Here is a 24,850-nt window from a genome sequence, read left to right on the forward strand (position 1 = left end):
GCGGCTGGGAAGCCGGTAAGCGGGAGCACACACATCACGCCGCCAGGAGCCCGAGACGACGCAGCACTGACCGCAGCAGCGCTACCAACTCTCCGGCTTCGAGCGTGGCCCACGTCCAGCGCACCATCCTGGGGCCGCTGCCGACGATGTCGTCTTCGCGCAACTTCTCGCGGACCACCGCGTCCTCGACGCTCTCACCCGGCCGGCGCAGCCTTCCGTACTTGTGCAGACCGTCGAACTCTCCGACGGCGAGCCAATCCCAATCAAAGTCGGTGACATACGTTGCCGATCGCACGGTCACCCGATGTTGCAGTCGCGGAAGCGGGATGCCACCTTCGATCATCTGGGCGCGGCTCCACGACTCGCCAACGCTCTCGGACCGCGCATCGGCGAAGCTCAGTGCCTGGCGGACGATGTGCGCGCCTCGGCGGCGTCGACCCGCGACGATGTCACCCATCAGATCTCGGTCGGCGCCCATGCGGAGAGCCTGATCGAAGACGGTCAACGCTTGCGCGAATGTGCCGGTGGCCGCCACGTCCACAGCCGTCCGTTCGAGCCCGGTGACCGCGAGCCCGTCGATGGACACCACCTCCGCCTCCGACAGCGGAGCGGCGTGGAGATGACGATGTGCTCGCAACGACCCTCCCGACGACCTGCCGGTCGTCACGTGCACACGGCGAAGGTCAGGCTTCAACAGCGGCAGACCGTGCAGCGCGGCCGCCGAGACGTGACTGATCGGATGGGTTCGGCCACCGGTCAGCTCGGAGGTGACCACCGCGATGGCGCGCAAGCGGTGCAGATGCTGGGCGCCGTCGACGCCGTCGAACCGGTCACTGCGCTCGACGGCGATGCCCGGGCTCAATCGGAGGAGGTCGCCACGACGCACGGCGTCGGTGAGCTGGTTGTCGGTGAATCCGACCCGCAGGGCGGCCTGTCGGCGGATGAGTCCGAAGGAATCGACTGGATACGAGGTCATGATGGTTCGACGCCACCAGTGCGCCGGCGGTTCCGCTCCGCTGTTCCCGCTCCGGCGCTTCCGTTCCGCTTATTGGATCCAATAAGCGGCTGGGAAGCCGGTAAGCGGGAACGCGACGAGTTACCGGCGTTGCCGATTACTAGGAGTTCCCAGTACTTTGTGATGGGGACAACAGATCGGCGAGGAGTGGTTATGGCTTCGGAGTACAGCGACAGCACGCGGGCGGCGATCGTCGCCGCACGTGAACACTCGATCGGTGCGATGCTGCACCGCACGGCGTGCCGCTTCCCGGAGAAGACCGCGATCATCAACCGCGATCGCACGATGACCTTCGCCGAGTTGGACGACGCCGTGAACCGGTGCGCCAACGCGCTGATCGCGCACGGCGTGCAGCAGGGCGATCGGGTGGCCCTGATCAGTCATAACTGCTGGGAGTTCGTGGTTCTGAGCTTCGCCACCGCGCGGATCGGTGCGGTGCTGGTGCCGGTCAACTTCGGGCTGGGCGCCGAGGAGATCGCGTTCATCCTCGATCATTCGGGTGCGCGGATGGTGGTCGCGGAGGATGCGCTGGCGCCGACGGTGAGTCGAGCGCTGGAGATGTCCGGCGCGACCGACGTCGTCCGGGGGTGGATCGGTTTATCCGGTGCCACACCGGATTCCGGGTGGATCGGGGTGAGCGAATGGATGCTCGACGGTGACGCCACTCCACCCGCGGTGACCGTCGGCGACGACGACCCGATCCGGTTGATGTACACCTCCGGTACCGAGTCCCGGCCGAAAGGTGTTCTGCTGTCGTCGAAATCGCTGATCTCGCAGTATGTGTCGTGTGCGATCGACGGCGGCATGGCCGGCGACGACGTCGAGGTGCACGCTCTCCCGCTGTATCACTGCGCGCAGATGGATTGCTTCCTGTCGGTCGACGTTTATCTCGGTGCGACGAGCATCATCCTTCCGGGCCCGGATCCGGCACTCCTGCTCGAGACCATCGAGAGCCGGGGCGTCACGAAACTGTTCTGCCCGCCGACGGTCTGGATTGCGTTGCTGCGCCATCCGGACTTCGACCGCCGCGATCTGTCCTCGCTGCGGAAGGGGTACTACGGGGCGTCGCCCATGCCCGTGGAGGTGCTGCGTGAACTCGGTGAGCGTCTGCCCGGGGTGTCGCTGTGGAACTTCTACGGACAGACCGAGATGTCGCCGCTGGCGACGATCCTGTTGCCGCACGAGCAGATCGAACACGCCGGGTCGGCGGGACGCGCATCCCTGAACGTCGAGACGCGCGTCGTCGACGACGAGGGCAACCCGGTCCCGACGGGTGAGGTCGGCGAGATCGTGCACCGCAGCCCGCATCTGTGCCTCGGGTACTACAACGACGAGACCAAGACCGCGGAGGCGTTCCGGAACGGCTGGTTCCATTCCGGTGACCTCGGGGTCGTCGACGCCGACGGCTACCTGGCGGTGGTCGACCGGAAGAAGGACATGATCAAGACCGGCGGCGAGAATGTCGCCTCCCGGGAGGTCGAGGAGGCCATCTACCTCCTCGACGGCGTCGCCGAGGTGGCGGTTTTCGGTGTGCCGCACCCGAAGTGGATCGAGGCGGTGTCGGCCGTGATCGTCCCCAAGGAGGGTATGGCCATGACCCGCGAGCAGGTCGACGCACACCTCGAACCGATCCTCGCCGGCTACAAGCGACCCAAATACGTCGTTTTCGCCGACTCGTTGCCCAAGAACCCCAGCGGCAAGATCTTGAAGAAGAACCTGCGCACGACGCACGCCGACCTCGCGACGTGACACCCCCGCTCACCGGCTTCGAAGATGCTGCCCCCGTGGGGTGAGCATCAACGAAACCGGTGAGCAGGAAGCGTGATCAGGCCAGGTGGGACAGCGCGGACAAGCGCTGGTGGGCCTGCGTCATGATCGACTGGATCAGGTCATCGCAGCTCGGCAGGTCCTCGATCATGCCGACGACCTGGCCGGAGGCGAGCACACCCGCGTCGGTATTGCCCTCCACCAGACCGGCTTTCAGCAACATCGGGGTGTTGCCGGCCATGATGATCTGCTGCCAGGTGCGTTCGCCCGACTTCTTCATGGACCGTCCGTCACGCAGCATGGTGGTCCAGCGCATACCGGTCATTTGCTTGAACTCGTTGGCGTTGCGGGCCGCGGCGATCAATGCCTTTGCGCGACTGCCGCTTTCCAGTGCTTCCACCAACTCGGTACGAAGCACGCGATGGGGCATGCCGTCGACCTTCAGCGACACCACGGTGTCCTGGAGACCGCGTTTGAGGTACTCCTGCTTCACGCTGTCGGGGACCGCGCTGTCCGAGGTGAGTAGGAAACGGGTGCCCATCGCGACGCCGTCGGCGCCGTAGGCGAGTGCCGCCACCAGCCCGCGACCGTCGAAGAACCCGCCGGCCGCGACAACCGGAATGCTGGTGGTGCCGGAGGAATCCGAGAGTGCGTCGACGACCGACGGCAGCAGCAGGGTCGTCGCCACCGGACCGGTGTGCCCGCCGCCCTCTCCGCCCTGCACGATCACCGCGTCGGCACCCCAGCTCGCGACCTTCACCGCGTGCTTCGCGGCGCCGATCGACGGGATGACCACCACGCCGTTGTCCTTGAGCTTGGCGATCAGTTCCTTCTTCGGCGCGAGCGCGAAGGACGCGACCTTCACCTTCTCCCGGATCAGCAGGTCGATCCGTTCGGACGCATCCGTGGCGTCGGCGCGCAGATTGACGCCGAAGGGCTTGTCGGTCAACGACTTCGTCTTGGCGATCGCGGCTTCCAGCTCGGCGAAGGTCATCGTCGCCGACGCCAGAATGCCCAGACCGCCCGCGTTCGCGGTCGCCGCCGTCAGAGACGGACCGGATACCCAGCCCATGCCGGTCTGCACGATCGGGTAATCGATGCCGACCAGTTCGGTGAACCGGGTCGACAGGGTGGCGGCGCGGCTCATTTCACTTCCCGGTTCCGGACACCCTTGGGATCGATGACCTCCCGGATGATCCGCAGTTCCTCGTCGCTCGGGGTACGCGTCTCGGGTGCGTCGTCAAGTCCGGCCACCTCGAAGGAGGTGTTCTCCGCGACCTCGTCGGCACTCACCCCGGGATGCAGGGACAGCGCGCGCATGGTGTGGTCGGGCCCACCGAAGTCGAAGACGCCGAGATTGGTGACCACCCGGTGGATGTTCACGTCGTCGAAGGCCGGGTTGTCGGCGTCGACCTTGTCGAAACCGAGGCCGGCGACGATGTCCACATCCGCGAAGACCCGCGCCGAATGCCGTGCCACCCAGTAGCTCGTCGGATGGTTGATGGTGTTGCCGGGAGCGCCGCGCACACCGAACATCTGCCGCGTCGGCTGCTGCAGCGGACCGAAGGCCGACAGGTTCTGGTTACCGTGCCGGTCGATCTGGTTGGCGCCCATGACCACATGGCGACGACCCGAGGCGACGACGTCGAACACCTTGCGGAACGGCATCCAGCCCTCGATGGGGCCGGACTTCCCGATGGCTGGGGTGTCGGCGAGGATCAGCGCCTCACCGTCGGTGATGAGCAGGTCGGGTTCGCTGGTGAGGCGTGCCAGCCGGGCGCCGAGCAGTGGCGTCGGGGCCATCGGCGAGGCCATGATCTCGCCTGCGCCGGCGAAGATGTCGGCGCAGGAGATCACGCAGTATTCGGCGCGGGTGATGTCGGTGGGGGCGCTCACTTGCTCTCCTCCTGCTCGGTCGTCCACGCGGCGACCTCGGCTTGATAGGTGGGCTCGTCGACGTCGAGGAAACGGCTCCGGAAGGCCTGCCAGGTCTCCGGATCCTTTGCCGATTCGACGTAGAACTGCTGGAACTTCTCGTCGCGTCCGTAGGAGCCGCTGAAGGTGAAGTGGGCGCCGTTCGGCGTCTCGACAACCCGGTCGACGTTCATGCGACTGACCAGGAGCCGTTGCGTCGGAAGCTCGTCCACGAGTTCTTCGGTGGACACCAGCTTGTCGGTCTCCAGGTAGCGGCGCTTGGCGGCGGCCAGGTACAGATCGTCGAAGTACGGGTCGACGCCGGTGTAACCCGCGTTGCCGTGTTTGTCGGCGAGATCGAGATGCACGAACGCGGCGTCGAGTTCCAGTGCCGGCATGGCGATGAGAGTCTGCGTGCGGCCGTCGGCGTCCGGGTACGGGGAGGTGACCGTCTTGAGTTCACCCTCCCAGAACTTCAGCACGTCGGAACCGAGTCCGGCGCGGATCGGTAGGAAGGGGAGTCGGGCGGCAGCCGCTTCCAGGCCGCATTTCACCATGCCCTCATCCATTTCGCGGGCCTCGATCAGGCCGTTGGTCCGCGCATGTGCGAACCACGGATCGTAGAACGGGGCCGAGTCGAGGGAGACGAATCCGTAGTAGGCCCGCTTGACCTTGCCTGCCGCGCAGAGCAATCCGAGATCGGGCCCGCCGTAGGTGACCACGGTGAGGTCCTTGACCGCGGACCGTGCGATGGCGCGCACCAGGGCCATCGGCTTGCGCCGGGAACCCCAGCCGCCGATGCCGATGGTCATGCCGTCGGACAGTTCGCCGACGATCTCGTCGAGCGTGCTCGTCTTATCTGTGGGGGTCACTTGGCGCCCTTGGCCTTTCCGGTCTCGACTGATTTCGACTTGTCCCGCTCGCTGCCGCTCCCGGCGACAAAAGCGTCGCGGTGTTCGTCGGCGACGCCCGCGAGATTGAGTTCGTAGGTGTACCGCTGCTCGAGGAGGTAACTGGTCTTCACGTCGACGGGGTCGATGTTGTTGATGGCGGCCTTCGCGGCGCGGATCACGCGCGTGTCCTTGGCGGCGATGTCCTCGGCCACCTCCATGGCGGCGCCGAGTAGTTCGTCGCGAGGGACGACGCGATACACCGAGCCGTACTGCTCCAACTGCTGGGCGGTCGCGTTCTTCGCGGTGAAGTACAGCGTGCGCATCATGTGCTGCGGGACGAGGCGCGCGAGGTGCGTGGCCGCGCCGAGCGCTCCGCGGTCGACCTCGGGGAGTCCGAAGACCGCGTCGTCGGAGGCGACGATGACGTCGGCGTTGCCGACCAGGCCGATGCCGCCGCCGACGCAGAAGCCGTTGACCGCGACGATCACCGGCACCGCGCAGTCGTAGACGGCGGAGAAGGCGGCCGCGCAGCCCTGGTTGGCGCCGATCAGAGCGCCGAATCCATCGGTGGCCTGCATTTCCTTGATGTCGACGCCGGCGTTGAAGCCGCGTCCCTCGGCGCGCAGGATCACCGCGCTGGTGGACATGTCCTTGCCCGCCTCGGTGATCGTGTCGGCCAGCTCGAACCATGCTGCCGACGGCAATGCGTTGACCGGCGGGAAGTCGACGGTCACCGTCACGATCCCGTTGTCGGTGCGTGTCGTGGTGATCGGCACACCTGCTCCTCTCGAGGCTCCGCGGAACCAAGCAGTCCGACCAAGCAAATGCTTGGTTGTTTGGTAGAGTAGCACCCATGGATGGACAGACGCAGACGGCGCCGCCCTCGGCGGATCTCGGTCTCGAGGGCAAGGTCGTGCTGGTGACGGGTGGCACGCGCGGTGTGGGTGCGGGGATCACCCGTGCGCTGGCGGATCTGGGTGCCGTCCCGGTCGTGTGCGGGCGCAACCCCGGCGATGACGAGTCGATCGAGTTCGTTGCCTGCGATGTCCGCGATCCCGACGCGGTCGAGGCGATGGTCGCAGCGATCGTGGAGAAGCACGGGCGCCTCGACGGAGTGGTGAACAACGCGGGCGGATCGCCGTTCGCCCTCACCGCCGATGCGTCACCCCGGTTCACCGGCAAGATCGTCGACCTCAATCTTCTTGCGCCGCTGCAGGTTGCCCGTGCCGCGAATGCGGTGATGCAGCAACAGGATCAGGGCGGAGCCGTGGTCAACGTGTCGAGTGTGAGCGGGCATCGTCCGTCGCCGGGGACCGCCGCCTACGGTGCGGCCAAGGCCGGCCTCGACAGCGCGACCACCTCTCTTGCCATCGAATGGGCGCCGCGCGTGCGGATCAATTCGGTGGTCTGCGGTCCGGTGCTCACTGAGCAGTCACACCTGCACTACGGCGACGATGCGGGTGTCGAGGCTGTCGCGGCGACCATCCCGATGGGCCGTCTGGCCGTTCCGGCCGATGTCGGGCATGCGGTGGCGTTCCTGCTCAGCCCGCTCGCCGGATTCATCACCGGTTCCACGCTGACCGTGCACGGTGGCGGCGAACTCCCCGCCTTCCTGTCGGCGGCCACCGCGGACAACCGCGTCTAGCAAACGATTCGATCCATCAAGTAACGACTGAGGAGATGTGTTGGCTGACAAGCTGAATGAGGGCCGCGTCGCGATCGTGACCGGCGCCGGACAGGGTATCGGGCGCGCCCACGCGCTGGCCTTCGCCGCCGACGGCGCACGGGTCGTGGTCAACGACTTCGATTCCGACGCCGCGCACGCCGTCGCCCAGGAGATCGTCGACGGTGGTGGCGAGGCGATCGCCGCGGTCGGCGACGTCGCCGACTGGGATGCGGGAGCCGCGCTGGTCGAGAGTGCCGTGTCGTCCTTCGGTGGGCTCGACATTCTCGTCAACAATGCGGGATTCGTGCGCGACCGGATGCTTGTCGCGCTGTCCGAGGACGAGTGGGATGCGGTGATCCGGGTGCACCTCAAGGGGCACTTCGTCACCCTGCACCATGCCGCGGCCTACTGGCGTGCGCAGTCGAAGGCCGGTGCGCAGCGGGACGCGCGCATCATCAACACGTCGTCGGGCGCCGGATTGTTCGGCTCGGTCGGGCAGGGCAATTACGTTGCGGCCAAGGCCGGCATCTCCGCGCTGACCATCCAGGCCGCCGCCGAACTCGGTGGTTATGGCGTCACCGCCAATGCCATCGCCCCGGCCGCTCGCACGCAGATGACCATGGGCGCCGGCGACGCCATGGCCGCGCAGATGGCCGCACCGAGCGACGGTTCCTTCGACGCCATGGACCCGGCGAACATCTCGCCGCTCGTCGTCTGGCTCGGCTCGCCGGAGTCGGCATCGGTCACCGGACGGGTCTTCGAGGTGGAGGGCGGCAAGGTCACCGTCGTCGACGGCTGGCAGCGCGCCGCCGAACAGGACAAGGGATCCCGCTGGGAGCCCGCCGAACTCGGTGCTGTCGTCACCGATTTGCTGGCGAAGTCGCCGACCCCGGTTCCCGTGTACGGCGCCAGGTAGAGTCCAGATGATGAGCAACGACGATCGTGACTCACGGCGGATCGCGGCGGCCCACGCCTACGTCGATGCGCTCGTGAGTCACGACCCGTCGGGAGTCTCGCTACATCCCGAGTGCACCCGCGTCGAACTCGGTGTGAAGACCGGCCGTAATGGCGCACACATCGCGCGCAGTCTGGCGCGCGGTCCGCAGTTCCGGCTGATCCATCGGGTCAGTGATTTCACCGCCGAGGTCGATGGCCCGACGGTGTCCACGCGCTACTGGGTTCACGTGCAGCCCAAGGCATTCGGGCTGGCCGCTCCGGTATCGGAATCCTTCGTCGTCGACGACGAGAACCGCATTCGCGCCATCATCGCGAAATTCGGTGTGCCCCGGCGTAAACGCTGACTCCCCGCTGACTTCCGCATCCGCTGATCGAGTTGCGTGGGGCGCCGCAAGTGGGCGTTTTTCTGCTGATCGAGTAGCCCGCGAGCGCAGCGAGTGGGCGTATCGAGATCCCGGACAACGGATCTCCATACGCGTCCTCGCTGCGCTCGTTCGCTACTCGATCAGCGGAGGGCTGCCTCGGGCTACTCGATCAGCGGATCGGGAACCTAGCTACTCGGGGCGCGGACGACCATCGGGACGCCGGGGAAGTAGCCGGCCATCTGCGAGCGGGATTTGCGCAGTGCCGCGGTGCCGAAGCCCTTCTTGCGGTGGTCGGGGTGAATCCAGATGCGGACGTCGACCTCACCGCCGTCGGTCAGCTCACCGAAGACCAGGCCGACCTTCGCGGGACCTTCGACGGCGACCAGCCACACGGCGTCCTCGTTGGCGACACGGTCGGTGGCCTTGGCGATCTCGTCGGACACCTCGCCGGCGGGCGAACCTGAGCCGTCTCCCGCGACGCGCAGTTCCTCGGTGCGGACGGTGAAGAGATCGGCGTCGTCGGCAGCGGCGAACGGGCGCAGGTCGAGGCTGTCGCCGCTCGAGGCGGGACGCTCGGCGAGGGTGAAGGTGATCTCCTGGTTGAGATCGTCGAGTTCGGCCTGATTCTTGCGACGCTCGTCCTTGGTCAACTGGTCGAGGGACATCCCCAGGACGGCCTCGGCGCCGAGCGTGGACTTGCCGAGCAGGGTCGCGATGGCCGCTACGGCGTCCGCACGGTTGTCGGCGTCCACGATCGCATCCAGGACCTCGTGCCGGCGGTCGAGGGCGGTGAGCAGTGCGTCGGTGATGTCACGGCGGGCGGTTGCCTGGTCAAGATCAGTCATACTTGTCGATCCTAATGCCCCGGTGCCGATTCGGCTGGGGAGCCGAGGCATCGATGTCCGCACAATAGTGAAACATGTTCTAGCGCGATGACGGCCGGGGATCGCGCAGCCGCGCTGCATGTCACGGCACTTCTTGGTGCGCACTTCTTCCGGAAATCTGCAACACGTCCTAGTCTGAGACGCATGACTGACGTTCACGGCTCGACTGAGGGATTCGATCACCTGCGCGGCGGTACCCACCTGGGTGACCTTCTGGTCGCCGCACTGCGACGGCATGCCGATCGGAACGTCCTCACGCTCGGCGACACCGAACTGACCGGTGGCGAGATGGCCGCCGCGATCAGTCGCTATGCGCAGGCGTTCGATTCGCTCGGCGCGGGCACCGGCTCCACCGTCGGACTACTCGCGCTGAACCGGCCGGAGGTCCTGCTGGTGATCGGTGCCGGACAGACGCAGGGGTGGCGTCGCACCGCCCTGCATCCACTGGGCTCCCTCGACGATCACGCCTACGTCCTCTCCGACGCCGGCGTGACCACGCTGGTCATCGATCCGGTGCCGATGTTCGTCGAACGCGCGGCCGCACTGATGGAGCGCGTCGACAGCCTCAAGCAGATCCTCACGCTCGGACCGGTCCCCGGGGAACTCGCGGAGTGGGGCACCGACATCATCTCGGTCGCCGACACCTTCGAACCCGAGCAGCTGGTCGCCGCGGAGCTGGCGCCCGAACACATCGTGTCGATCACCTACACCGGCGGTACCACCGGAAAACCCAAGGGCGTCATCGGAACCGCCCGTGCCATGTCGGCCATGACGCAGATCCAGCTCTCGGAATGGGAGTGGCCGGAGAACCCGCGGTTCCTGATGTGCACGCCGCTCTCCCATGCCGGGGCCGCGTTCTTCTCGCCCGTCCTGATGAAGGGCGGTTCGATGGTGGTGCTCGCCAAATTCGATCCGGCCGAGGTGCTGCGCACCATTGAGGAACAGAAGATCACCGCCACCATGCTGGTGCCGTCGATGCTGTATGCCCTGATGGATCATCCCGATTCGCACACCCGTGATCTGTCGTCGCTGGAAACCGTGTACTACGGTGCGTCGCCGATGAATCCGGTGCGCCTGGCCGAGGCCATCAAACGGTTCGGACCGATCTTCGCGCAGTATTACGGACAGTCCGAGGCGCCGATGGTCATCAGCTATCTCGGCAGGAACGATCACCCCGTCGAGGGGCAGGATCAGCGCCGCCTCAGCAGCTGTGGCCGACCGTCCGCATTCCTGCGGACCGCGCTTCTCGGACCCGACGATCAGCCGGTCGCACAGGGTGAGCCGGGCGAGATCTGTGTCGCCGGACCGCTTCTCGCCGGCGGCTACTGGGGTCTTCCCGAGCAGACCGCCGACACCTTCCGCGACGGCTGGCTGCGTACCGGGGATGTGGCCCGCGAGGACGAGGATGGGTTCTGGTACATCGTCGACCGCACCAAGGACATGATCGTCACCGGCGGCTTCAACGTGTTCCCCAGAGAGGTGGAAGACGTTGTCGCCGAACATCCCTCGGTGGGTCAGGTCGGCGTCATCGGCGTCCCCGACGACAAATGGGGTGAGGCGGTCACCGCGGTGGTGGTGCTGCGTACGGATGCCGACGACGCGGAGCGCGAACGGATCACCGCCGAGATCCAGGAGGCCGTGAAGGCCCGCAAGGGAGCCGTGCAGTCACCCAAGCAGGTGATCTTCGCCGAGTCGTTGCCGCTCACCGCGCTGGGCAAGCCCGACAAGAAGGCTCTGCGCGCCCGGTTCTGGGAGGGTGCCGAGCGCGGGGTCGGATAGCGCCGGCGGTCAGCGGTAGCGGACGTCGAAGGACTGCACGCCGTTCAGCCACCCCGAGCGGAGGCGTTGTGGTTCACCGACTTTTTCGATGTCCGGGAGGACGTCGGCGATGGCGTTGAAGATCAGCCCCAGTTCGAGCCGGGCCAGGTTGGCGCCGATGCAGTAGTGGGCGCCGCTGCCACCGAAGGACAGGTGCGGGTTCGGATCACGCAGGATGTTGAAGGTGAATGGGTCGTCGAAGACGTCCTCGTCGAAATTCGCCGAGCTGTAGAACAGTCCGGCACGCTGTCCCTTGTCGATCTGCACACCGCCGATCTCGGTGTCGGACAGGGCGGTTCGCTGGAAGCAGTGGACCGGGGTGGCCCAGCGGATGATCTCGTCGACGGCCGAACCGGGACGATCCCGCTTGTAGATCTCCCACTGCTCCGGGTTGCTCAGGAAGGCGTTCATGCCGTGGGTGGTGGCGTTGCGGGTGGTCTCGTTCCCCGCGATCACCAGCAGGATGATGAAGAAACCGAACTCGGCCTCGTCGAGTGCCTCGCCGTCGATGTCGGCCTGCACCAGGGTGGTGAGGATGTCGTCGGCCGGGCACTTGCGGCGGTCCTCGGCCAGTCCGTACGCGTACCCGAGCAGTTCGGCGTTGGCCATCTCCGGTGACAGTTCCGGGCTCGGATCGTGGGTATTGATGATGGCGTTCGCCAGTTCGAAGATCCGGTCGCGGTTCTCCTGCGGGAACCCGACGAGATCCAGGATCGCCTGCAGCGGAAGGTGAATTGCGACATCGGTGACGAAGTCGCCGCTGCCCGACGCGGCCGCTTCCTCGACGATCCGGTGCGCCGACTCACGCAGACCGTCGGTGAGCGCGGCGACGGCCTTGGGGGTGAAGATCCGCGACACGATCTTGCGGAGACGCGTGTGCTCGGGTGGATCATGGTTGATGAGAAGGGCTTTGGTGAGTTCGAGTTGTTCGGCGGTGATCCCGTCGGGCAGGCGCATGACCGCGCCCTTGACGTTGGTGGACCAGAGCGCATTGTTCTTCGAGATGTCGCGGATATGGGCGTGCTTGGTTATCGCCCAGTAGCCGTCGTCGCCGAAGGTCGAGTCCTCCGCGGGCTGCTCGTTCCACCAGACCGGAGCGGTTCGGCGCAGTTCCGCGAACTCCTCGATCGGCATGCCTCGTTGCAGCACGTCGGGGTCGGTGAAGTCGAAGCCCGGCCCGAACGGACAGACTCCCGTGGTCGTCGTCATGGGAAACCTCGCAGCTAGAAGGACTGAGCGCAGCAATGAATGTGCGCTCCGTCACCACACCATACACTAACTCATTTGATGTATGGTCGCCGTTTCCGTCGCGGTCCTGCACGGCTGCGCAGGTAGGGTGATGGGCTACTGGTGACCGACGAGAGGTGTGGATCGATGCGCACGCATGGCTGGGGTGGACGTGTGCCGGCCAGTGACGAGGAGGCGGTCGCGCGCATCCTCGCGGCCACCCGTCGCTGCATCGACGAGCAGGGGTCGAGCGTGGGACTGGCCGATGTCGCCCGCAGTCTCGGAGTCACCCGCCAGACGGTGTACCGCTATTTCCACGGCACCGAAGAACTGCTGTCGGCCACGGCGCGTGATGCCGCCGACGAATTTCTCGGCCGCGTCGAGGAACGTCTCCGCGGTATCGGCGAACCCGACCGCGCGGTCGTCGACGGGATCTGTGTGGTCCTCGACGAACTGTCCCGCGATCGCTACGTGGGGCTGATGCTGGGTGCCGGTCATCTGAGCCTGCCCGTGATCGGCGACATCACCTCGGAGATGGCCCGCGGCCTGGCGCACTCCACCGTCGAGCGTTTCGATGTCGATTGGGCCGCACACGGATTCGGCGACGACGACCTGAACGACGTCGTCGACATCGTGCTCCGCACCCTGCAGTCGATGGTGATCGATCCCGGTTCGCCGCCCCTGGCCGGTGACGACCTGCGCCGCTTCCTCGATCGGTGGACCGGCGCCGCTGTGCGCGCCCTGCCCAGCCGCACCGACCTCGCCGCGATCGACCGCTGATCGAGTAGCTTCCGAGCCCCTTTCGCTGATCGAGTAGCGTCCGGTCCCTTTCGCTGATCGAGTAGCTTCCGAGCGCAGCGAGGCAGCGTATCGAGATCTGCCGTGCGAGATCTCGATACGCGCTCGGCCGGCGCCTCGCGCTACTCGATCGGCGGGCGTGCGCCCTGGTCAGTCGCCGAAGACGTTCCAGCAGATGCTGTTCCGTCGTCGTTGGTCGTCGAGGACGAGATCGCGGAGATGGTCGGGGATCTGATCGCGTTGCCAATCCCGCTCGTCGCGCCTGACCTGTTCAGCGGTGTCGCCCGCCGCGACCATGACCGCGCGGATCGCGTAGGCGGCCGCTCCGAGGTCGTGTTCGGCGACGTGTGCCACGCAGGCTGCCTGGCCCGCCGCGTACGCCGCGAATCGGGCCGCGCCGGTCAACGGACGCGCAGCACCCATCGCATGTCCGCCGAGTGCTCGCGTCGCCATCATCGGCGTTTCGCCGACGGTCCACGCACGAGCCGCGGCGATAGCCTCGCGCGGCCGGTTGTCGTCGGGTGCGACGGCGGTGAACAGCGGCAGGACATGTTCGGCGCAGAGAGCGGCCCACAGTGCCAGGTGCCGGTGGTCGGCATCGCTGAGGCTGCCGCCGCGCCGGATGGTGACGAGACGTGGATCGCGGACCTTCGGCAGGATCATCGGTGCGGGTCAGATATCGGTGAACGAACCGCCGCGTCCCTTGCCGGACGCGAAACGGCCCGCGCCGTCGATGCCGTCGTTCATCAGCGAGGTGAGTCCGATCCGCAGTTCGTCGCCGAGAGCGGTGGCCTCGTCGTGGCTCCACTGGGAGCGCGCCGAGCGGCGGTCGCCGCGCATGCAGGTGGCGGGCATGCGTGCGATGTCGTGGGCGAGTTCGATTGCGGCGCTGCGTACGTCGGCGGCCGGGACGACCCGGTTGACGAGCCCGAAGGACAGCGCCTCGGCGGCGTCCACCGGGCGTCCGGTGAGAATCAGGTCCATCGCGCGGCTGTGTCCGATCAGACGTGGCAGGCGGATGGTGCCACCGTCGATCAGCGGCACGCCCCAGCGGCGGCAGAACACGCCGAGCGTGGCGTCGTCGGCGGCGATGCGCAGGTCGCACCAGAGTGCGAGTTCGAGCCCACCGGCCACCGCGTGACCGTTGATCGCGGCGATCACCGGTTTGTCGAGGTCCATGCGCGTCGGTCCCATCGGGCCGTCGCCGTCCTCGGTCACCGAGTTGCTGCGTTCGGTGCCAACCGATTTCAGGTCGGCGCCCGCGCAGAACGACGGGCCGTCACCGGCCAGGACCGCGACCGCGGCATCCGACTCCTCGAAGTCCCGGAAAGCGGCGGCCAGTTCGGCGGCCATCGGGCCGTCGACGGCGTTATGTCGATCCGGTCGTGCCATCACGACGATCATCACGTCGCCGTCGCGTTCCACGCGCACATCGCTCATCGGTTCACCCTCCCATAGCGGGCGTGGTGTCGCCGATGCGGCATCGGATCACCTGGGTGAGCAGATCACCACCGGAATGGTCCGCTCGGTCCAGGCGGCGTAGGCGTCGAAATCCGCATACATCTCCACGAGGTCCGGCCACAGTTCGGTGCGTTCGGCCTCGGTGGCGGTGCGTGCGACCATGTCGACGGTGTCGCGGCCGATCTGCACGGTGACATTCGGATCGGCCTGCAGATTCAGGTACCAGGCCGGGTTCTTCGCCAGCCCGCCCTGCGAGGCGACCACGACGATGTCGTCACCGCGTCGCAGGTACAGCAGAGGTGCCGTACGGGGTTCGCCGGTCTTGCGGCCGATCGTCGTCAGCAGGCAGACGGGCGCGGGCTTGCGCAGGGCGGCGCCGACGCGCCACGTATTGCCCAGCCTGCCGCCGGTTGCCTTGTAGAGCTTGGTGTTCAGCCGCGAACCGGCCTTGATTACTTTGGCGACGATGGGCGAATCGAGTTGCTTCGGACGGTTCGCGGCATCCACGTCAGATCCGTTCGATGATGGTGCCGGTGGCCATCGCGCCGCCCGCACACATGGTGACCAGAGCCGTCTGCCCGCCGGTGCGCTCCAACTCGTGCAGGGCGGTGGTGATGAGGCGGGAACCGGTGCTGCCCACCGGATGTCCCAGTGCGATGGCGCCGCCGTTGACGTTCACCTTGTCCAGATCGGCGTTGTGTACCTGCGCCCAGCTCAGGACCACGGAGGCGAAGGCCTCGTTGATCTCGGTGATGTCGATGTCGGACATCGCCATGCCGGCCTTCGCAAGGACGCGCTCGGTGGCCTGCACCGGGCCGTCGAGGTGGAAATGCGGTTCCGCGCCCACGAGGGCCTGCGCCTTGATGCGGGCACGGGGCGTCAGGCCCAGTTCGCGGGCCTTGGCCTCGTCCATCAGCAGCACGGCAGCGGCACCGTCGGAGATCTGCGACGAGGTGCCAGCGGTGTGGATGCCGCCCTCGATGACCGGCTTCAGCGCCGCGAGCGATTCGCGGGTCGTGTCCCGAAGGCCCTGGTCGCGCGTCACGTCGATGATGTTGCCGGTGTACTCGCCCTCCTTGGTGCGTTCGGGCGCTTTGAGGCTCAGAACCTCACGGACGAAACGGCTTTCGTTCCAGGCTCGCTTGGCGTTCTCCTGGCTGCGCACACCGAGCGCATCGATGTCGTCGCGGGTGATGCCGCGCCGCTTGGCGATGCGCTCCGCGGCCTCGAACTGATTCGGCATGTCGACGTCCCACGATTCGGCGTGATACGGCCCCGCAGCGGTGCCCACGTTCGCGCCGAGGGGAACGGTCGACATCATCTCGATGCCGCAGGCGACGCCGACGTCGATGGCGCCGGTCGCGATCAGTCCGGCGATCAGATGGTTGGCCTGCTGTGCCGAGCCGCACTGGGCATCGATGGTGGTCGCGCCGGTGTGTTCGGGAAGTCCCGCCGACAGCCACGCCTTGCGGGTGATGTTGCCCGCCTGTGACCCGGCCTGGGTCACGCAGCCGCCGATGGCCTGCTCGACGAGCGCCGGATCGATACCGGCCTTCTCCAGCAGTCCGCGCTGCGTCAGGCCGAGGAGCTCCTCGGCGTGGAAACCCGACAGCCAGCCGGCGCGCTTGCCGATCGGCGTCCGGACTGCTTCGACGATTACCGGCACACCCATGTCCGATTCCTCTCGATATATGCGAACTGTGGATTCAAACTAGAACAAGTTCTCTCGCTGGTCCATGCCGGGTCCCGGTGCTCGGCGGGAACGAGTTCCCGATACGTCGCCGCAGGGTGACGCTGTACTTGTGTGCTGGCTGCGGCCAGGTGTTCGAGGTCGGGTCAGGCATGGTCGAACCGGGAGTTCGACCGGCAAAACTAGAACAAGTTCTCGTGAGGTCTTCGCCACACGCTCGGACTGTGCTTCAATGAGATTGAAACAAGTTCTAATCTCAACGCGAGGTGGTGTGACGTGACCCAGGCACAGGGTACGCAGGCCGGCGACGACATCACAGATGGCGCCGCCAAGTGTCCTTTCATGCATCAGGAGGGCTGGGATTTCACCAGCCCTGACCTGCTCGAACAGGGCATCCCTGTCAAGGAGTTCGCAGAGCTCCGCAAGACCGCCCCGGTGTGGTGGAACGCGCAGGAGGCAGGCAAGGGCGGTGGTTTCCACGACGGCGGCTACTGGGTGATCTCCAAGCACGCGCATATCCGGGAGATCTCCAAGAACAACGACGACTGGGCCACCAGCACCAACGGCGTCATCATGCGTTTCGAGGACGACATGCCCGCCGAGCAGATCGAGGTCACGAAGGCCCTGCTGATCAACCACGATCCGCCGGAGCACACCCGTCTGCGCAAGATCATCTCCAAGCTTTTCACCCCGAAAGCGGTGCACGAACTGGAGGAGAAGCTCGACGCCGCGGCACGCAAGATCGTCACCGAGGCGGCCGAGACGGGCTCGGGCGACTTCGTCCACCAGGTCGCCATCGACCTGCCGCTGCTGGCCATCGCCGATCTGCTCGGTGTGCCGCAGGAAGACCGGATGAAACTGTTCGACTGGTCGAACTCGATGATGAACGCCGACGATCCGGAGTTCACCACCGACCCGATGACCGCGAACGCCGAAATCCTCGGCTACGGCTACCAGATGGCCGAGGAGCGCCGGAAGTGTCCGGCCGACGACATCGTCACCAAGCTGGTCAACGCCGACATCGACGGACAGCATCTCGACGAGACCGAGTTCGGCTTCTTCTTCATCCTGCTGACCGTCGCGGGCAACGAGACCACCCGTAACGCGATCAGCCTGGGCATGAACGCGTTCCTGGAGAACCCCGAGCAGTGGGAGATCTTCAAGAAGGACCGCCCGGCCACCGCGGTCGACGAGATCGTCCGCTGGGCGACGCCCGTCAACGCCTTCCAGCGGACGGCCAAGCGCGACACCCAGGTGGGCGGTGTGGACATCAAGGAGGGTCAGCGCGTCGGAATGTTCTACGGCTCGGCCAACTTCGACGAGGATGTCTTCGACGACCCGTTCACCTTCAACATCCTCCGCGATCCCAATCCGCACGTCGGATTCGGCGGCAACGGTGCGCACTTCTGCATCGGCGCCAACCTCGCGCGGATGGAGATCAACCTGATGTTCAACGCGATCGCCGACCTGATGCCCGACATCAGTCGTCTGGAGAGCCCACGTCGTCTCCGTCACGGATGGATCAACGGCGTCAAGGAACTCCAGGTCGACTACGGCACCAAGTGACGACGCAGGACGCGCCCGCGTACCTGAACATCGATCGGGAGAATCACCCGGCGGTGGTCGCGGGCCGGCGGTCTCGGGAGTTCGTCGCGGCACGGGACAAGCAGGCGTGGGTCGAGAACTTCGCGGCCGACGGGTCCGTCGAGGATCCCGTCGGACCGTCGATGTTCGACCCGGAGGGCAAGGGCTTTCACGGGCACGACGAGATCGCCGAGTTCTGGGACAAGTCGATCGCCACCACCGAGAGCATCGAGTTCGTCTTCGACGACGAGATCATCTGCGGTAACGAGGTCGCCTACGTCGGGAAGATCGTCACGCACATCGCGGGCCACATCTCCGAGGCGCACGGGGTCTTCACCTACCGTGCCGACGCCGACGGGAAAATGGTTGCCCTGCGGGCATTCTGGGAAGTCGAGAAGACGATCAACTCGGTCCGCAAGGCCTGATGATTCGATAGATCCGTCCGCCCCGCCGACTCGGCGGGGCGGACGTGTCATGTCGGTACCCGGTCGAGGGGATACGCTTCTCGGAGATCCGGCGTTACGGCGGGCTGTGCTCCGCCGAAGAGTTGATGAGGGTGTCGGTGGTGGCATCCGCTCACTGAAGGGGCGGACAGCGGGATTCGACGAGGTGTACCGCGAACATGTGGCGACCGTATGGCGCTACGTGCGACTGCGTGTGCCCGACGACTCGGATGCCGACGACGTCACGGCAGATACCTTCGCGAAGGCGATGCGCTCCTGGGGCCGCTTCGATGCGGCGCGTGGCACCGTCGGTGCGTGGCTGACCGGGATCGCTCGGCACACGGTCGCCGACTGGTGGTCCACGCGCGGCCGCGAGTTCCCGGTCGCGGATGTGGATCCGGCGGCCGAGCGGTCCGATGATCGGCAACTCGACCCGGAGGGAGAGGTGCTGCGCCGGGATGCGGCCGACGACATCCGCAAACACCTGTGGATACTCACGCCCCGCGAGCGCGAGGCCATCGCCATGCGATTCGGTTCCGAGCTGTCATCCGAGGATATCGGTGCGGCACTCGGTATTTCCGCGACGGCCGCTCGCATGCTGGTGTACCGCGGCGTGGCGAAGCTGAGGGAGGTGATGCCGCGATGACGTCCTTCGACGACGGTCGCCCGGACGACCGAGAACTCGCGGCCGCCGACCGACTGGATGCCGACATCACCGCCCTCCTCACCGGGCGCACCGAGCCGGGGACCGTCGAACCCGATCTGGTGCGGTTGACCAACGGGTTCCGCGTCGATCCACCTGCATCCACCTATGCCGCAGTCGACCGTCGGGTGCGCGCCCCGCGTCGCCGTTGGATCTGGGCACAGGCCGCCGCGATCATGCTCGGTGTGGTCCTGATCGTCCACGGCCTGTCGACGATCGTGCTCGGAGAATGGATCTCGGAGTCACTGGGGGAGCCCTTCAGTCACCATGCGATGGTCGACGGCGGACTCGGCTACATCGCCATCGGCGCCGCATTCGCCGTTGCCGGAACCCGACGGCGCTGGCTGCCGGTCGCGGTGTTCGCGGGTGTTCCGTTCGGTCTGATCATGGGCGGTCGCGGACTGCATGAGGTCGGGACGTTCGCGTGGGGTGCCGTCGCGCACGGTGCCGTCGGAGTGGCGGCGATCGTGCTCCTCGTCACCTATCTGATGGTTCGTCGTTACGGGCGGGACGACTAACGGGAAGTAGAGGTATGACAGCCTCGACGATCCGTTCCGATCGCGAGGGATCGACCGGTCCGTTCGCCGGCCGATTCCTCACCGAAGCCGCACCGACGTGGAGCAGGGTCGTGCTGGTGGTGCTGTCCGTCCCTCAACTGGTGACCGGGATCTGGGCGGTGAGCGCACCGCAGCACTGGTACGACACCTTCCCCGGCTTCGGCCCGTTGCTCATCGCCGCGGAACCGCCGTTCAACCATCACCTCGTGAATGACGCGGGTGCCGGATTCCTGGCGACAGGAATCTTCCTGTTCGTCGCGGCGATGTGGGGGCTGCGTCCACTGGCGCTCGTATCGGCAGCCGCGCTGGCGGTATTCGCGGTGCCGCACTTCATCTATCACGCACTGAATCCCGCGGAACTGTTGAGCGACAGCACCAATCTTCGCAACAGCATCATCCTGTTCTTTGCCGCGGCAGCACCTGTCGCGGTCGTCATCTCCCTCGTGGTGTCCGCACTGCGGGGGCGCACGAGAGGAGAAACGTCATGAGAGCACTCCGCAGAATCGCCGGGTACGTCCGGGTCTTCGCGGCGTCCAAACGTCACCGGACCGACCTGTACGGCTGGTTGATCCGGCGGCCGCAGATACTCGTCGCGACGATGATCTACGAGGTGTCGCTGCTCGTCACCAACCGGCTCGACCCCCGGCTGAAGGAGCTCGCGGAACTCAAGACCGCCGGGCTGGTGAACTGTGAATACTGCCTCGACATCGGCTCGGCCCTCGCCGCCCACTCCGGCGTCACCGAACAGCAGATCCGTCAACTGCCCGTGTTCCGCGACAGCTCCGCCTACTCCGAGCAGGAGAAGCAGGTTCTCGAGTACGCGGAAGCGATGACCCTGACGCCCGCGGTCGGGTCGGACCTGGAGGATGTTCGCAAGAAGCTGTCGGAGTGGATGTCCAAGGCCCAGATCGCCGAACTGGCCGCCGTCATCGCGTGGGAGAACCAGCGCGCTCGCCTCAATCAGGCGCTCGGCGTCCGACCGACCGGTATGTCCGAGGGCGGTGCCTGCGCGCTTCCGGAGCGGTGAGCGCGTTCCGCGGAACGCGGGCGCTGAGCATCGACGCCGGTGCCGATCGCTGATCCCGGACTACCCTGAAGCGCAGGGCCGGGTGATCGGATCGGAGGTGGACGTGGCCGTTGCAACGCAGACCGCGCGAGCACTCGACGAAGCCGAGGCACTCTGGCTCGACGCACAGGGCCGCACCTCAGCGGAGATACTCGCGACGCCGAGTGCGTGTGACGGCTGGTCCGTGGCCGATCTCATCAACCACGTGATCGGCGGGGCCGTCCGGTATCGGCTGATGCTCGAACACGCGGATATGGAGGCGATCGCGGACACCCGCGGCCGCGACTATCTGGGCAACGACGCCGCCGCGTTCACCCTTGAGGAGGATCGCTTCCGCGCGGTCGCCGACGAGGTGAACCTCTCGGTGATCGTGCAGCATCGGGTCGGCCCCCGGACCGGGCGTGTGCTGCTCGACATGCGGGCGCTGGAGCTGACGTTGCATGCCCACGACCTCTGCCGGAGCATCGACGTCGATTGGCGGCCGGGCGACGCGCTGTTGAGTTATCTGCTCGATCACACCCAGACCATCGACGAGCTACGCGCATACGGTCTGTACGGGCCGCGCACCCGGCCGCGCACGGCGGCACCCGCAGACGTGCTGCTGGCGCTCGCCGGGCGCTGACCCGCGCTTCGGGGCGTTAGTGCTGCGGCTTGTCCGCACCCACCAGCCACATCGAGAAGTATTGCGATCCACCGCCATACGCGTGGCCGAGGGCCTTGCGCGCGTCGGCGACCTGATGGTCGCCGCCCTTGCCCATCACCTGGATGGCGGCCTCGGCGAAGCGGATCATGCCCGATGCGCCGATCGGATTCGACGACAGCACACCGCCGGACGCGTTGACGGGCAGCTTGCCGCCGATCTCCGTCTCCCCGTTCTCGGTGAGCTTCCAGCCCTCGTTCTCCGGCATGAAGCCCAGGTTCTCCAACCACATCGGCTCGAACCAGGAGAAGGGGACGTAGATCTCGGCGGCGTCGATCTCCTCGAGTGGGTTGTCGATGCCGCCGGCTTTCCACAGGGCGGCCGCCGCGTCCCGGCCCGCCTGCGGGTTCACCACGTTGCGGTGCGCGAAGGACAGCGGCTCGGTGCGCATGGCCGTGGCGTGTACCCAGGCCACCGGATTGCCCGCTGCGACAGCATCATCCGAGGCCTGCTCATCGCCGATGACGACCGCGCAGGCGCCGTCCGATGACGGACACGTCTCGTCGTAGCGGATCGGGTCCCACAGCATCTGCGACTCCATCACGCTTTCCTTCGTGATTTCCGGCTGATGCAGGTGGGCGAGAGGATTCTTGGCGCCGTTGCGACGGTCCTTCGCCGCGACGATGGCCCCGATGTACTCGGGCGCACCGGACTGACGGATGTAGGAGCGGACGTGCGGGGCGAAGAAGCCGCCCGCACCCGCACCCACCGGCTTGGTGAACGGCACCGGAATCGACAACGCCCACATAGCATTCGACTCCGACTGCTTCTCCCACGACACGGCCAGCACTCGCCGGTGCACCCCGGCGAAGACCAGGGAGGCGGCGACGTTGGCGGTGGAGCCGCCGACGGAACCGGCGGTGTGCACACGGATCATGCGTTTGCCGACGGCGCCGATCGCCTCGGCCATCGCGAGTTCCGGCATCATCGTGCCCTCGAAGAGATCGGGGGCCTTGCCGATGACGATCGCGTCGATGTCGTCGATGGAGACCTTGGCGTCGGCCAGCGCGGCGTCGATGGCCTCACGGCACATGCCCGCCATCGTCACGTCCTGACGCTTGGCGACGTACTTGGTCTGGCCGGTGCCCAGGACCGCGGCGCGGTTCTTGTGTGCCATCAGTTGTTCTCTCCCGCGAGTGTGACGACCATGTTCTGTTGCAGCAGTGGTCCGCTCGACGCGTGCGCGACGGCGGTGCCCGCGTTGCCGGTCAGGATCTCGTGGGCGGCATAGCCGACGCGCTGGAGGCCCGCGGAGAACATCGAATTGCCTGCCAGGGACCCGCCGGACGGGTTGATGCGCACCGAATCCGGGAGCTGCATCGCATTGCGGACGATCAGTTCCTGATGGGTGAAGGACGCGTTGATCTCGGCGACGTCGACGGCGCGGCTCCGGTCGCCGAAGGCGGTGTCGGCGGCGAGTGCGGTGGACGGTGAGACGGTGAGATCGCGTGCGCCGAAGTTCGGTGTGTCGATGCGATGATCCCAGCCCGTCACGAACGCCGGGTTCGCGACGAGTTCGCGTGCCTTGCGCTCACTGGCGATGATGACGGCGGCCGCGGCGTCGGTGTAGGGCGCGATGTCGTGGGCGCGCAGCGGATTCGCGACGTAATCGCTTGCGAGGAGTTCGTCGGCGGAGGCACCGGTGGTCCGCGCGGCGACCGCGGCCATGTCGGCTTCGGTCCACGTGCCCGCGTCGAGTCCCGCCCGGGCCTGCAGCGCACCGAGAGCTCGGGCGTCCGGCCATAGCGGCGCAACGGTGTAGGGGTCGGTCTGCAGGGTCAGTGTCTGATCCATGTTGCCCGCGGTGGCCTTGCCGAATCCGTAGGCCAGAGCGAGATCGACCTCGCCGGTGGCGATCTTGACCCACGCCTCGTACAACGCCCAGGCGCCGTCCATCTCGACGTGCGATTCGTTGATCGGGGGCATCGCGCCGATCGAGTCGATCGCGGAGATGAACGAGAAGGCGCGTCCGGCAAGGTAATCGGATGATCCGCTGCACCAGAACTCGATGTCGGTGCGCGACAGTCCGAGCTCTGCGTACAACTTGTCGAAGCACGGGATGAGCATCTCGACACCGTTGGTGGTGCCGTGTGTCCCGACGACGTTCGGGCTGTGTGCGAACCCGACGATCGCGATCCGGGGGAGGGTCACGAGAACTCCTTGCTGGAAGTGATGGGCGCCGGGAGCGAAGCGAGCGGGCCCCTTTGGTAAAGGTGAACGGTCACAGGTGATCCCGGTACGTGTCGTATTCGGCGTCGGGTTCTCCGGTCGGACGGAAATGGCTGATGCTGCCCATCGACAGTTCGCGTTCGGACTCGGGTTGCCAGACGGCCTTCACACGCATGCCCATCCGTACGTCCTCGGCGGCGCAGTCGAGGATCAGATGGAGGAAGGGGATGTCGGAGCCGTCGAGTAGTACGTAGGCGGCGACGTAGGGCGGCTTGATCTTCTGGCCCTGGAACGGCACGTTGACGATGCAGAAGGTCGTCACGATCCCGGTGTCGGGCAAGATGACTCGTTCGACCGCGGGGGAGCCGTCGGAGGGACTGACCGCGCGGGGCGGGAAGTAGACGCGACCTTCGTCGATGCCGCTGCCGATGCGGCTGCCGCGGAGTTCGCCGATGCGCATGCCCTCGAGATACCAGGACTCGGATTCTGTTGCCGAGTGGATGATCTCGGTGGTGATCGGTGTCGTGATCACCACGAGGTCGCCGTCGGCATTGTCGGCCTCGTTGGCCGGAGCGGTTTCGGCGGTGTCGCCGAGTGCGAAATAGGCGATGTCGTCGATGCGTCCGACCCGGGCCGGACTCCAGACCGCATGCACTCGCGCGCCGGTTGAGAGTTCGTCGGCGGATGCGGCCTTCACGACATGCAGCATGGCGGTGTCGGCACCGTCGAGCTTGATGAGGGCCCAGGCGAAGGGTTCATCGAGAGGCTGCGGGGCGGTCGGTTCCGCTTGCCAACTCCACGATGTGATGGTGCCGGTGGCAGCGACGTCGACGATCTCGGTCGTCGGTGCGCCACCGACCGGATCGAATTCGAGCGGCGGGACCGAGACGGTGCCGTCGGTGCTGCGGGAACCGACGATCCGGCCATCACGGAGTGCCAGTGCGAACTGACTGAGCACCGGACCCAGGGAGCGGGTGTAGGCGAAGGAGTTCGTCAGCGGCGCGGACAGGATCTCGGACTCCGGTTCCGGAACCTCCGCGACCGGACTGGCCGGCGTGGAGCGGGGCGCTGTTGTGCTTGTGGTCACTCATCGAGTAGAACACGTTCTAGTATTGGGGCACAAGATGCACGTCACGGACTCGCGACCCGCGCACGCGGGCCATCACCGAAGGG

27 protein-coding genes are annotated in these 24,850 nt (G+C 66.6%); 13 read left to right on the forward strand and 14 right to left on the reverse strand.

Annotated elements, in window-relative coordinates:
* Positions 1–34 precede the first annotated feature (34 nt).
* Positions 35–976, reverse strand: a complete 942-nt coding sequence (locus tag AC4JJG_RS10695; RefSeq protein WP_495401155.1) for a hypothetical protein — start codon at positions 974–976, stop codon at positions 35–37.
* Between the two features lie 192 nt (positions 977–1,168).
* Between AC4JJG_RS10695 and AC4JJG_RS10700 the strand changes: the two genes are divergently transcribed.
* Positions 1,169–2,764 carry an acyl-CoA synthetase gene (locus AC4JJG_RS10700; RefSeq protein ID WP_495401156.1) on the forward strand — a complete coding sequence of 532 codons (1,596 nt, stop codon included), beginning with the start codon at positions 1,169–1,171 and terminating at the stop codon, positions 2,762–2,764.
* Between the two features lie 76 nt (positions 2,765–2,840).
* On the opposite strand, the gene AC4JJG_RS10705 is transcribed toward AC4JJG_RS10700, so the two are convergent.
* The 4 genes from AC4JJG_RS10705 to AC4JJG_RS10720 are packed head-to-tail and all read right to left on the reverse strand — an operon-like array spanning position 2,841 to position 6,365.
* Complete coding sequence (locus AC4JJG_RS10705) at positions 2,841–3,929, reverse strand: NAD(P)H-dependent flavin oxidoreductase (protein ID WP_495401157.1); 1,089 nt, start codon at positions 3,927–3,929, stop codon at positions 2,841–2,843.
* Positions 3,926–4,678 carry a CoA-transferase subunit beta gene (locus tag AC4JJG_RS10710; protein WP_495401158.1) on the reverse strand — a complete coding sequence of 251 codons (753 nt, stop codon included), beginning with the start codon at positions 4,676–4,678 and terminating at the stop codon, positions 3,926–3,928. The genes AC4JJG_RS10705 and AC4JJG_RS10710 overlap by 4 nt, the downstream gene beginning before the upstream one ends.
* Positions 4,675–5,568: a CoA transferase subunit A gene (locus tag AC4JJG_RS10715; protein WP_495401159.1), complete on the reverse strand. Its 894-nt coding sequence runs from the start codon at positions 5,566–5,568 to the stop codon at positions 4,675–4,677. The genes AC4JJG_RS10710 and AC4JJG_RS10715 overlap by 4 nt, the downstream gene beginning before the upstream one ends.
* A complete protein-coding gene (locus AC4JJG_RS10720; RefSeq protein WP_495401160.1) occupies positions 5,565–6,365 on the reverse strand; it encodes an enoyl-CoA hydratase family protein in 801 nt (266 codons plus the stop codon). Before AC4JJG_RS10720 ends, AC4JJG_RS10715 begins: the two co-directional genes overlap by 4 nt.
* Positions 6,366–6,442: 77 nt before the next feature.
* Here AC4JJG_RS10720 and AC4JJG_RS10725 point away from each other — a divergent pair, with 77 nt between their 5' ends.
* From AC4JJG_RS10725 to AC4JJG_RS10735, 3 genes are read left to right on the forward strand one after another with little or no spacing between them, the layout of a single operon-like run.
* Positions 6,443–7,234, forward strand: coding sequence for an SDR family oxidoreductase (locus AC4JJG_RS10725; protein WP_495401161.1), 792 nt, complete (start codon positions 6,443–6,445; stop codon positions 7,232–7,234).
* A 40-nt stretch (positions 7,235–7,274) separates the two neighbouring features.
* Complete coding sequence (locus tag AC4JJG_RS10730) at positions 7,275–8,171, forward strand: SDR family oxidoreductase (RefSeq protein ID WP_495401162.1); 897 nt, start codon at positions 7,275–7,277, stop codon at positions 8,169–8,171.
* A gap of 10 nt (positions 8,172–8,181) precedes the next feature.
* Positions 8,182–8,556 (forward strand): DUF8021 domain-containing protein, encoded by a 375-nt coding sequence (locus tag AC4JJG_RS10735; RefSeq protein ID WP_495401163.1) that lies wholly within the window; start codon positions 8,182–8,184, stop codon positions 8,554–8,556.
* 206 nt (positions 8,557–8,762) lie between these two features.
* Here AC4JJG_RS10735 and AC4JJG_RS10740 read toward each other — a convergent pair whose 3' ends face one another.
* Positions 8,763–9,422 carry a GNAT family N-acetyltransferase gene (locus tag AC4JJG_RS10740; protein ID WP_495401164.1) on the reverse strand — a complete coding sequence of 220 codons (660 nt, stop codon included), beginning with the start codon at positions 9,420–9,422 and terminating at the stop codon, positions 8,763–8,765.
* A 183-nt stretch (positions 9,423–9,605) separates the two neighbouring features.
* On the opposite strand from AC4JJG_RS10740, the gene fadD8 reads away from it, so the two are divergent.
* Positions 9,606–11,240, forward strand: coding sequence for a fatty-acid--CoA ligase FadD8 (gene fadD8, locus AC4JJG_RS10745; RefSeq protein ID WP_495401165.1), 1,635 nt, complete (start codon positions 9,606–9,608; stop codon positions 11,238–11,240).
* Positions 11,241–11,249: 9 nt separating this feature from the next.
* Here fadD8 and AC4JJG_RS10750 read toward each other — a convergent pair whose 3' ends face one another.
* Positions 11,250–12,488, reverse strand: a complete 1,239-nt coding sequence (locus AC4JJG_RS10750) for a cytochrome P450 (RefSeq protein WP_495401166.1) — start codon at positions 12,486–12,488, stop codon at positions 11,250–11,252.
* A gap of 165 nt (positions 12,489–12,653) precedes the next feature.
* Here AC4JJG_RS10750 and AC4JJG_RS10755 point away from each other — a divergent pair, with 165 nt between their 5' ends.
* Complete coding sequence (locus AC4JJG_RS10755; protein ID WP_495401167.1) at positions 12,654–13,286, forward strand: TetR/AcrR family transcriptional regulator; 633 nt, start codon at positions 12,654–12,656, stop codon at positions 13,284–13,286.
* Positions 13,287–13,454: 168 nt separating this feature from the next.
* On the opposite strand, the gene AC4JJG_RS10760 is transcribed toward AC4JJG_RS10755, so the two are convergent.
* The 4 genes from AC4JJG_RS10760 to AC4JJG_RS10775 are packed head-to-tail and all read right to left on the reverse strand — an operon-like array spanning position 13,455 to position 16,437.
* Positions 13,455–13,967, reverse strand: coding sequence for a putative immunity protein (locus AC4JJG_RS10760; RefSeq protein WP_495401168.1), 513 nt, complete (start codon positions 13,965–13,967; stop codon positions 13,455–13,457).
* 9 nt (positions 13,968–13,976) lie between these two features.
* Positions 13,977–14,744, reverse strand: a complete 768-nt coding sequence (locus tag AC4JJG_RS10765) for a crotonase/enoyl-CoA hydratase family protein (protein ID WP_495401169.1) — start codon at positions 14,742–14,744, stop codon at positions 13,977–13,979.
* A 48-nt stretch (positions 14,745–14,792) separates the two neighbouring features.
* Positions 14,793–15,272, reverse strand: coding sequence for a nitroreductase family deazaflavin-dependent oxidoreductase (locus AC4JJG_RS10770; protein ID WP_495401170.1), 480 nt, complete (start codon positions 15,270–15,272; stop codon positions 14,793–14,795).
* 1 nt (position 15,273) lies between these two features.
* Positions 15,274–16,437 carry a steroid 3-ketoacyl-CoA thiolase gene (locus tag AC4JJG_RS10775; protein ID WP_495401171.1) on the reverse strand — a complete coding sequence of 388 codons (1,164 nt, stop codon included), beginning with the start codon at positions 16,435–16,437 and terminating at the stop codon, positions 15,274–15,276.
* Positions 16,438–16,731: 294 nt separating this feature from the next.
* Here AC4JJG_RS10775 and AC4JJG_RS10780 point away from each other — a divergent pair, with 294 nt between their 5' ends.
* The 7 genes from AC4JJG_RS10780 (at position 16,732) to AC4JJG_RS10810 (ending at position 21,430) form a co-directional block, all read left to right on the forward strand.
* Positions 16,732–18,021 (forward strand): cytochrome P450, encoded by a 1,290-nt coding sequence (locus AC4JJG_RS10780; RefSeq protein ID WP_495401172.1) that lies wholly within the window; start codon positions 16,732–16,734, stop codon positions 18,019–18,021.
* Positions 18,018–18,464, forward strand: a complete 447-nt coding sequence (locus tag AC4JJG_RS10785) for a nuclear transport factor 2 family protein (RefSeq protein WP_495401173.1) — start codon at positions 18,018–18,020, stop codon at positions 18,462–18,464. The genes AC4JJG_RS10780 and AC4JJG_RS10785 overlap by 4 nt, the downstream gene beginning before the upstream one ends.
* A gap of 184 nt (positions 18,465–18,648) precedes the next feature.
* Positions 18,649–19,128, forward strand: coding sequence for an RNA polymerase sigma factor (locus tag AC4JJG_RS10790; protein WP_495401382.1), 480 nt, complete (start codon positions 18,649–18,651; stop codon positions 19,126–19,128).
* Positions 19,125–19,703, forward strand: a complete 579-nt coding sequence (locus AC4JJG_RS10795) for a hypothetical protein (RefSeq protein ID WP_495401174.1) — start codon at positions 19,125–19,127, stop codon at positions 19,701–19,703. Before AC4JJG_RS10790 ends, AC4JJG_RS10795 begins: the two co-directional genes overlap by 4 nt.
* Positions 19,704–19,717: 14 nt before the next feature.
* Positions 19,718–20,230, forward strand: a complete 513-nt coding sequence (locus AC4JJG_RS10800; RefSeq protein ID WP_495401175.1) for a hypothetical protein — start codon at positions 19,718–19,720, stop codon at positions 20,228–20,230.
* Positions 20,227–20,769 carry a carboxymuconolactone decarboxylase family protein gene (locus AC4JJG_RS10805; protein ID WP_495401176.1) on the forward strand — a complete coding sequence of 181 codons (543 nt, stop codon included), beginning with the start codon at positions 20,227–20,229 and terminating at the stop codon, positions 20,767–20,769. The genes AC4JJG_RS10800 and AC4JJG_RS10805 overlap by 4 nt, the downstream gene beginning before the upstream one ends.
* A gap of 103 nt (positions 20,770–20,872) precedes the next feature.
* Positions 20,873–21,430 (forward strand): maleylpyruvate isomerase N-terminal domain-containing protein, encoded by a 558-nt coding sequence (locus AC4JJG_RS10810; RefSeq protein ID WP_495401177.1) that lies wholly within the window; start codon positions 20,873–20,875, stop codon positions 21,428–21,430.
* Positions 21,431–21,446: 16 nt separating this feature from the next.
* Here the strand turns inward: AC4JJG_RS10810 and AC4JJG_RS10815 are convergent, their stop codons facing one another.
* From AC4JJG_RS10815 to AC4JJG_RS10825, 3 genes are all read right to left on the reverse strand, one after another.
* Complete coding sequence (locus tag AC4JJG_RS10815; RefSeq protein WP_495401178.1) at positions 21,447–22,625, reverse strand: thiolase family protein; 1,179 nt, start codon at positions 22,623–22,625, stop codon at positions 21,447–21,449.
* Positions 22,625–23,659 (reverse strand): thiolase family protein, encoded by a 1,035-nt coding sequence (locus AC4JJG_RS10820; RefSeq protein WP_495401179.1) that lies wholly within the window; start codon positions 23,657–23,659, stop codon positions 22,625–22,627. The genes AC4JJG_RS10815 and AC4JJG_RS10820 overlap by 1 nt, the downstream gene beginning before the upstream one ends.
* Before the next feature lie 70 nt (positions 23,660–23,729).
* Positions 23,730–24,764, reverse strand: coding sequence for a Zn-ribbon domain-containing OB-fold protein (locus AC4JJG_RS10825; RefSeq protein ID WP_495401180.1), 1,035 nt, complete (start codon positions 24,762–24,764; stop codon positions 23,730–23,732).
* Between the last annotated feature and the right edge of the window lie 86 nt (positions 24,765–24,850).

The organism is Gordonia sp. B8661-1 (assembly GCF_059427765.1).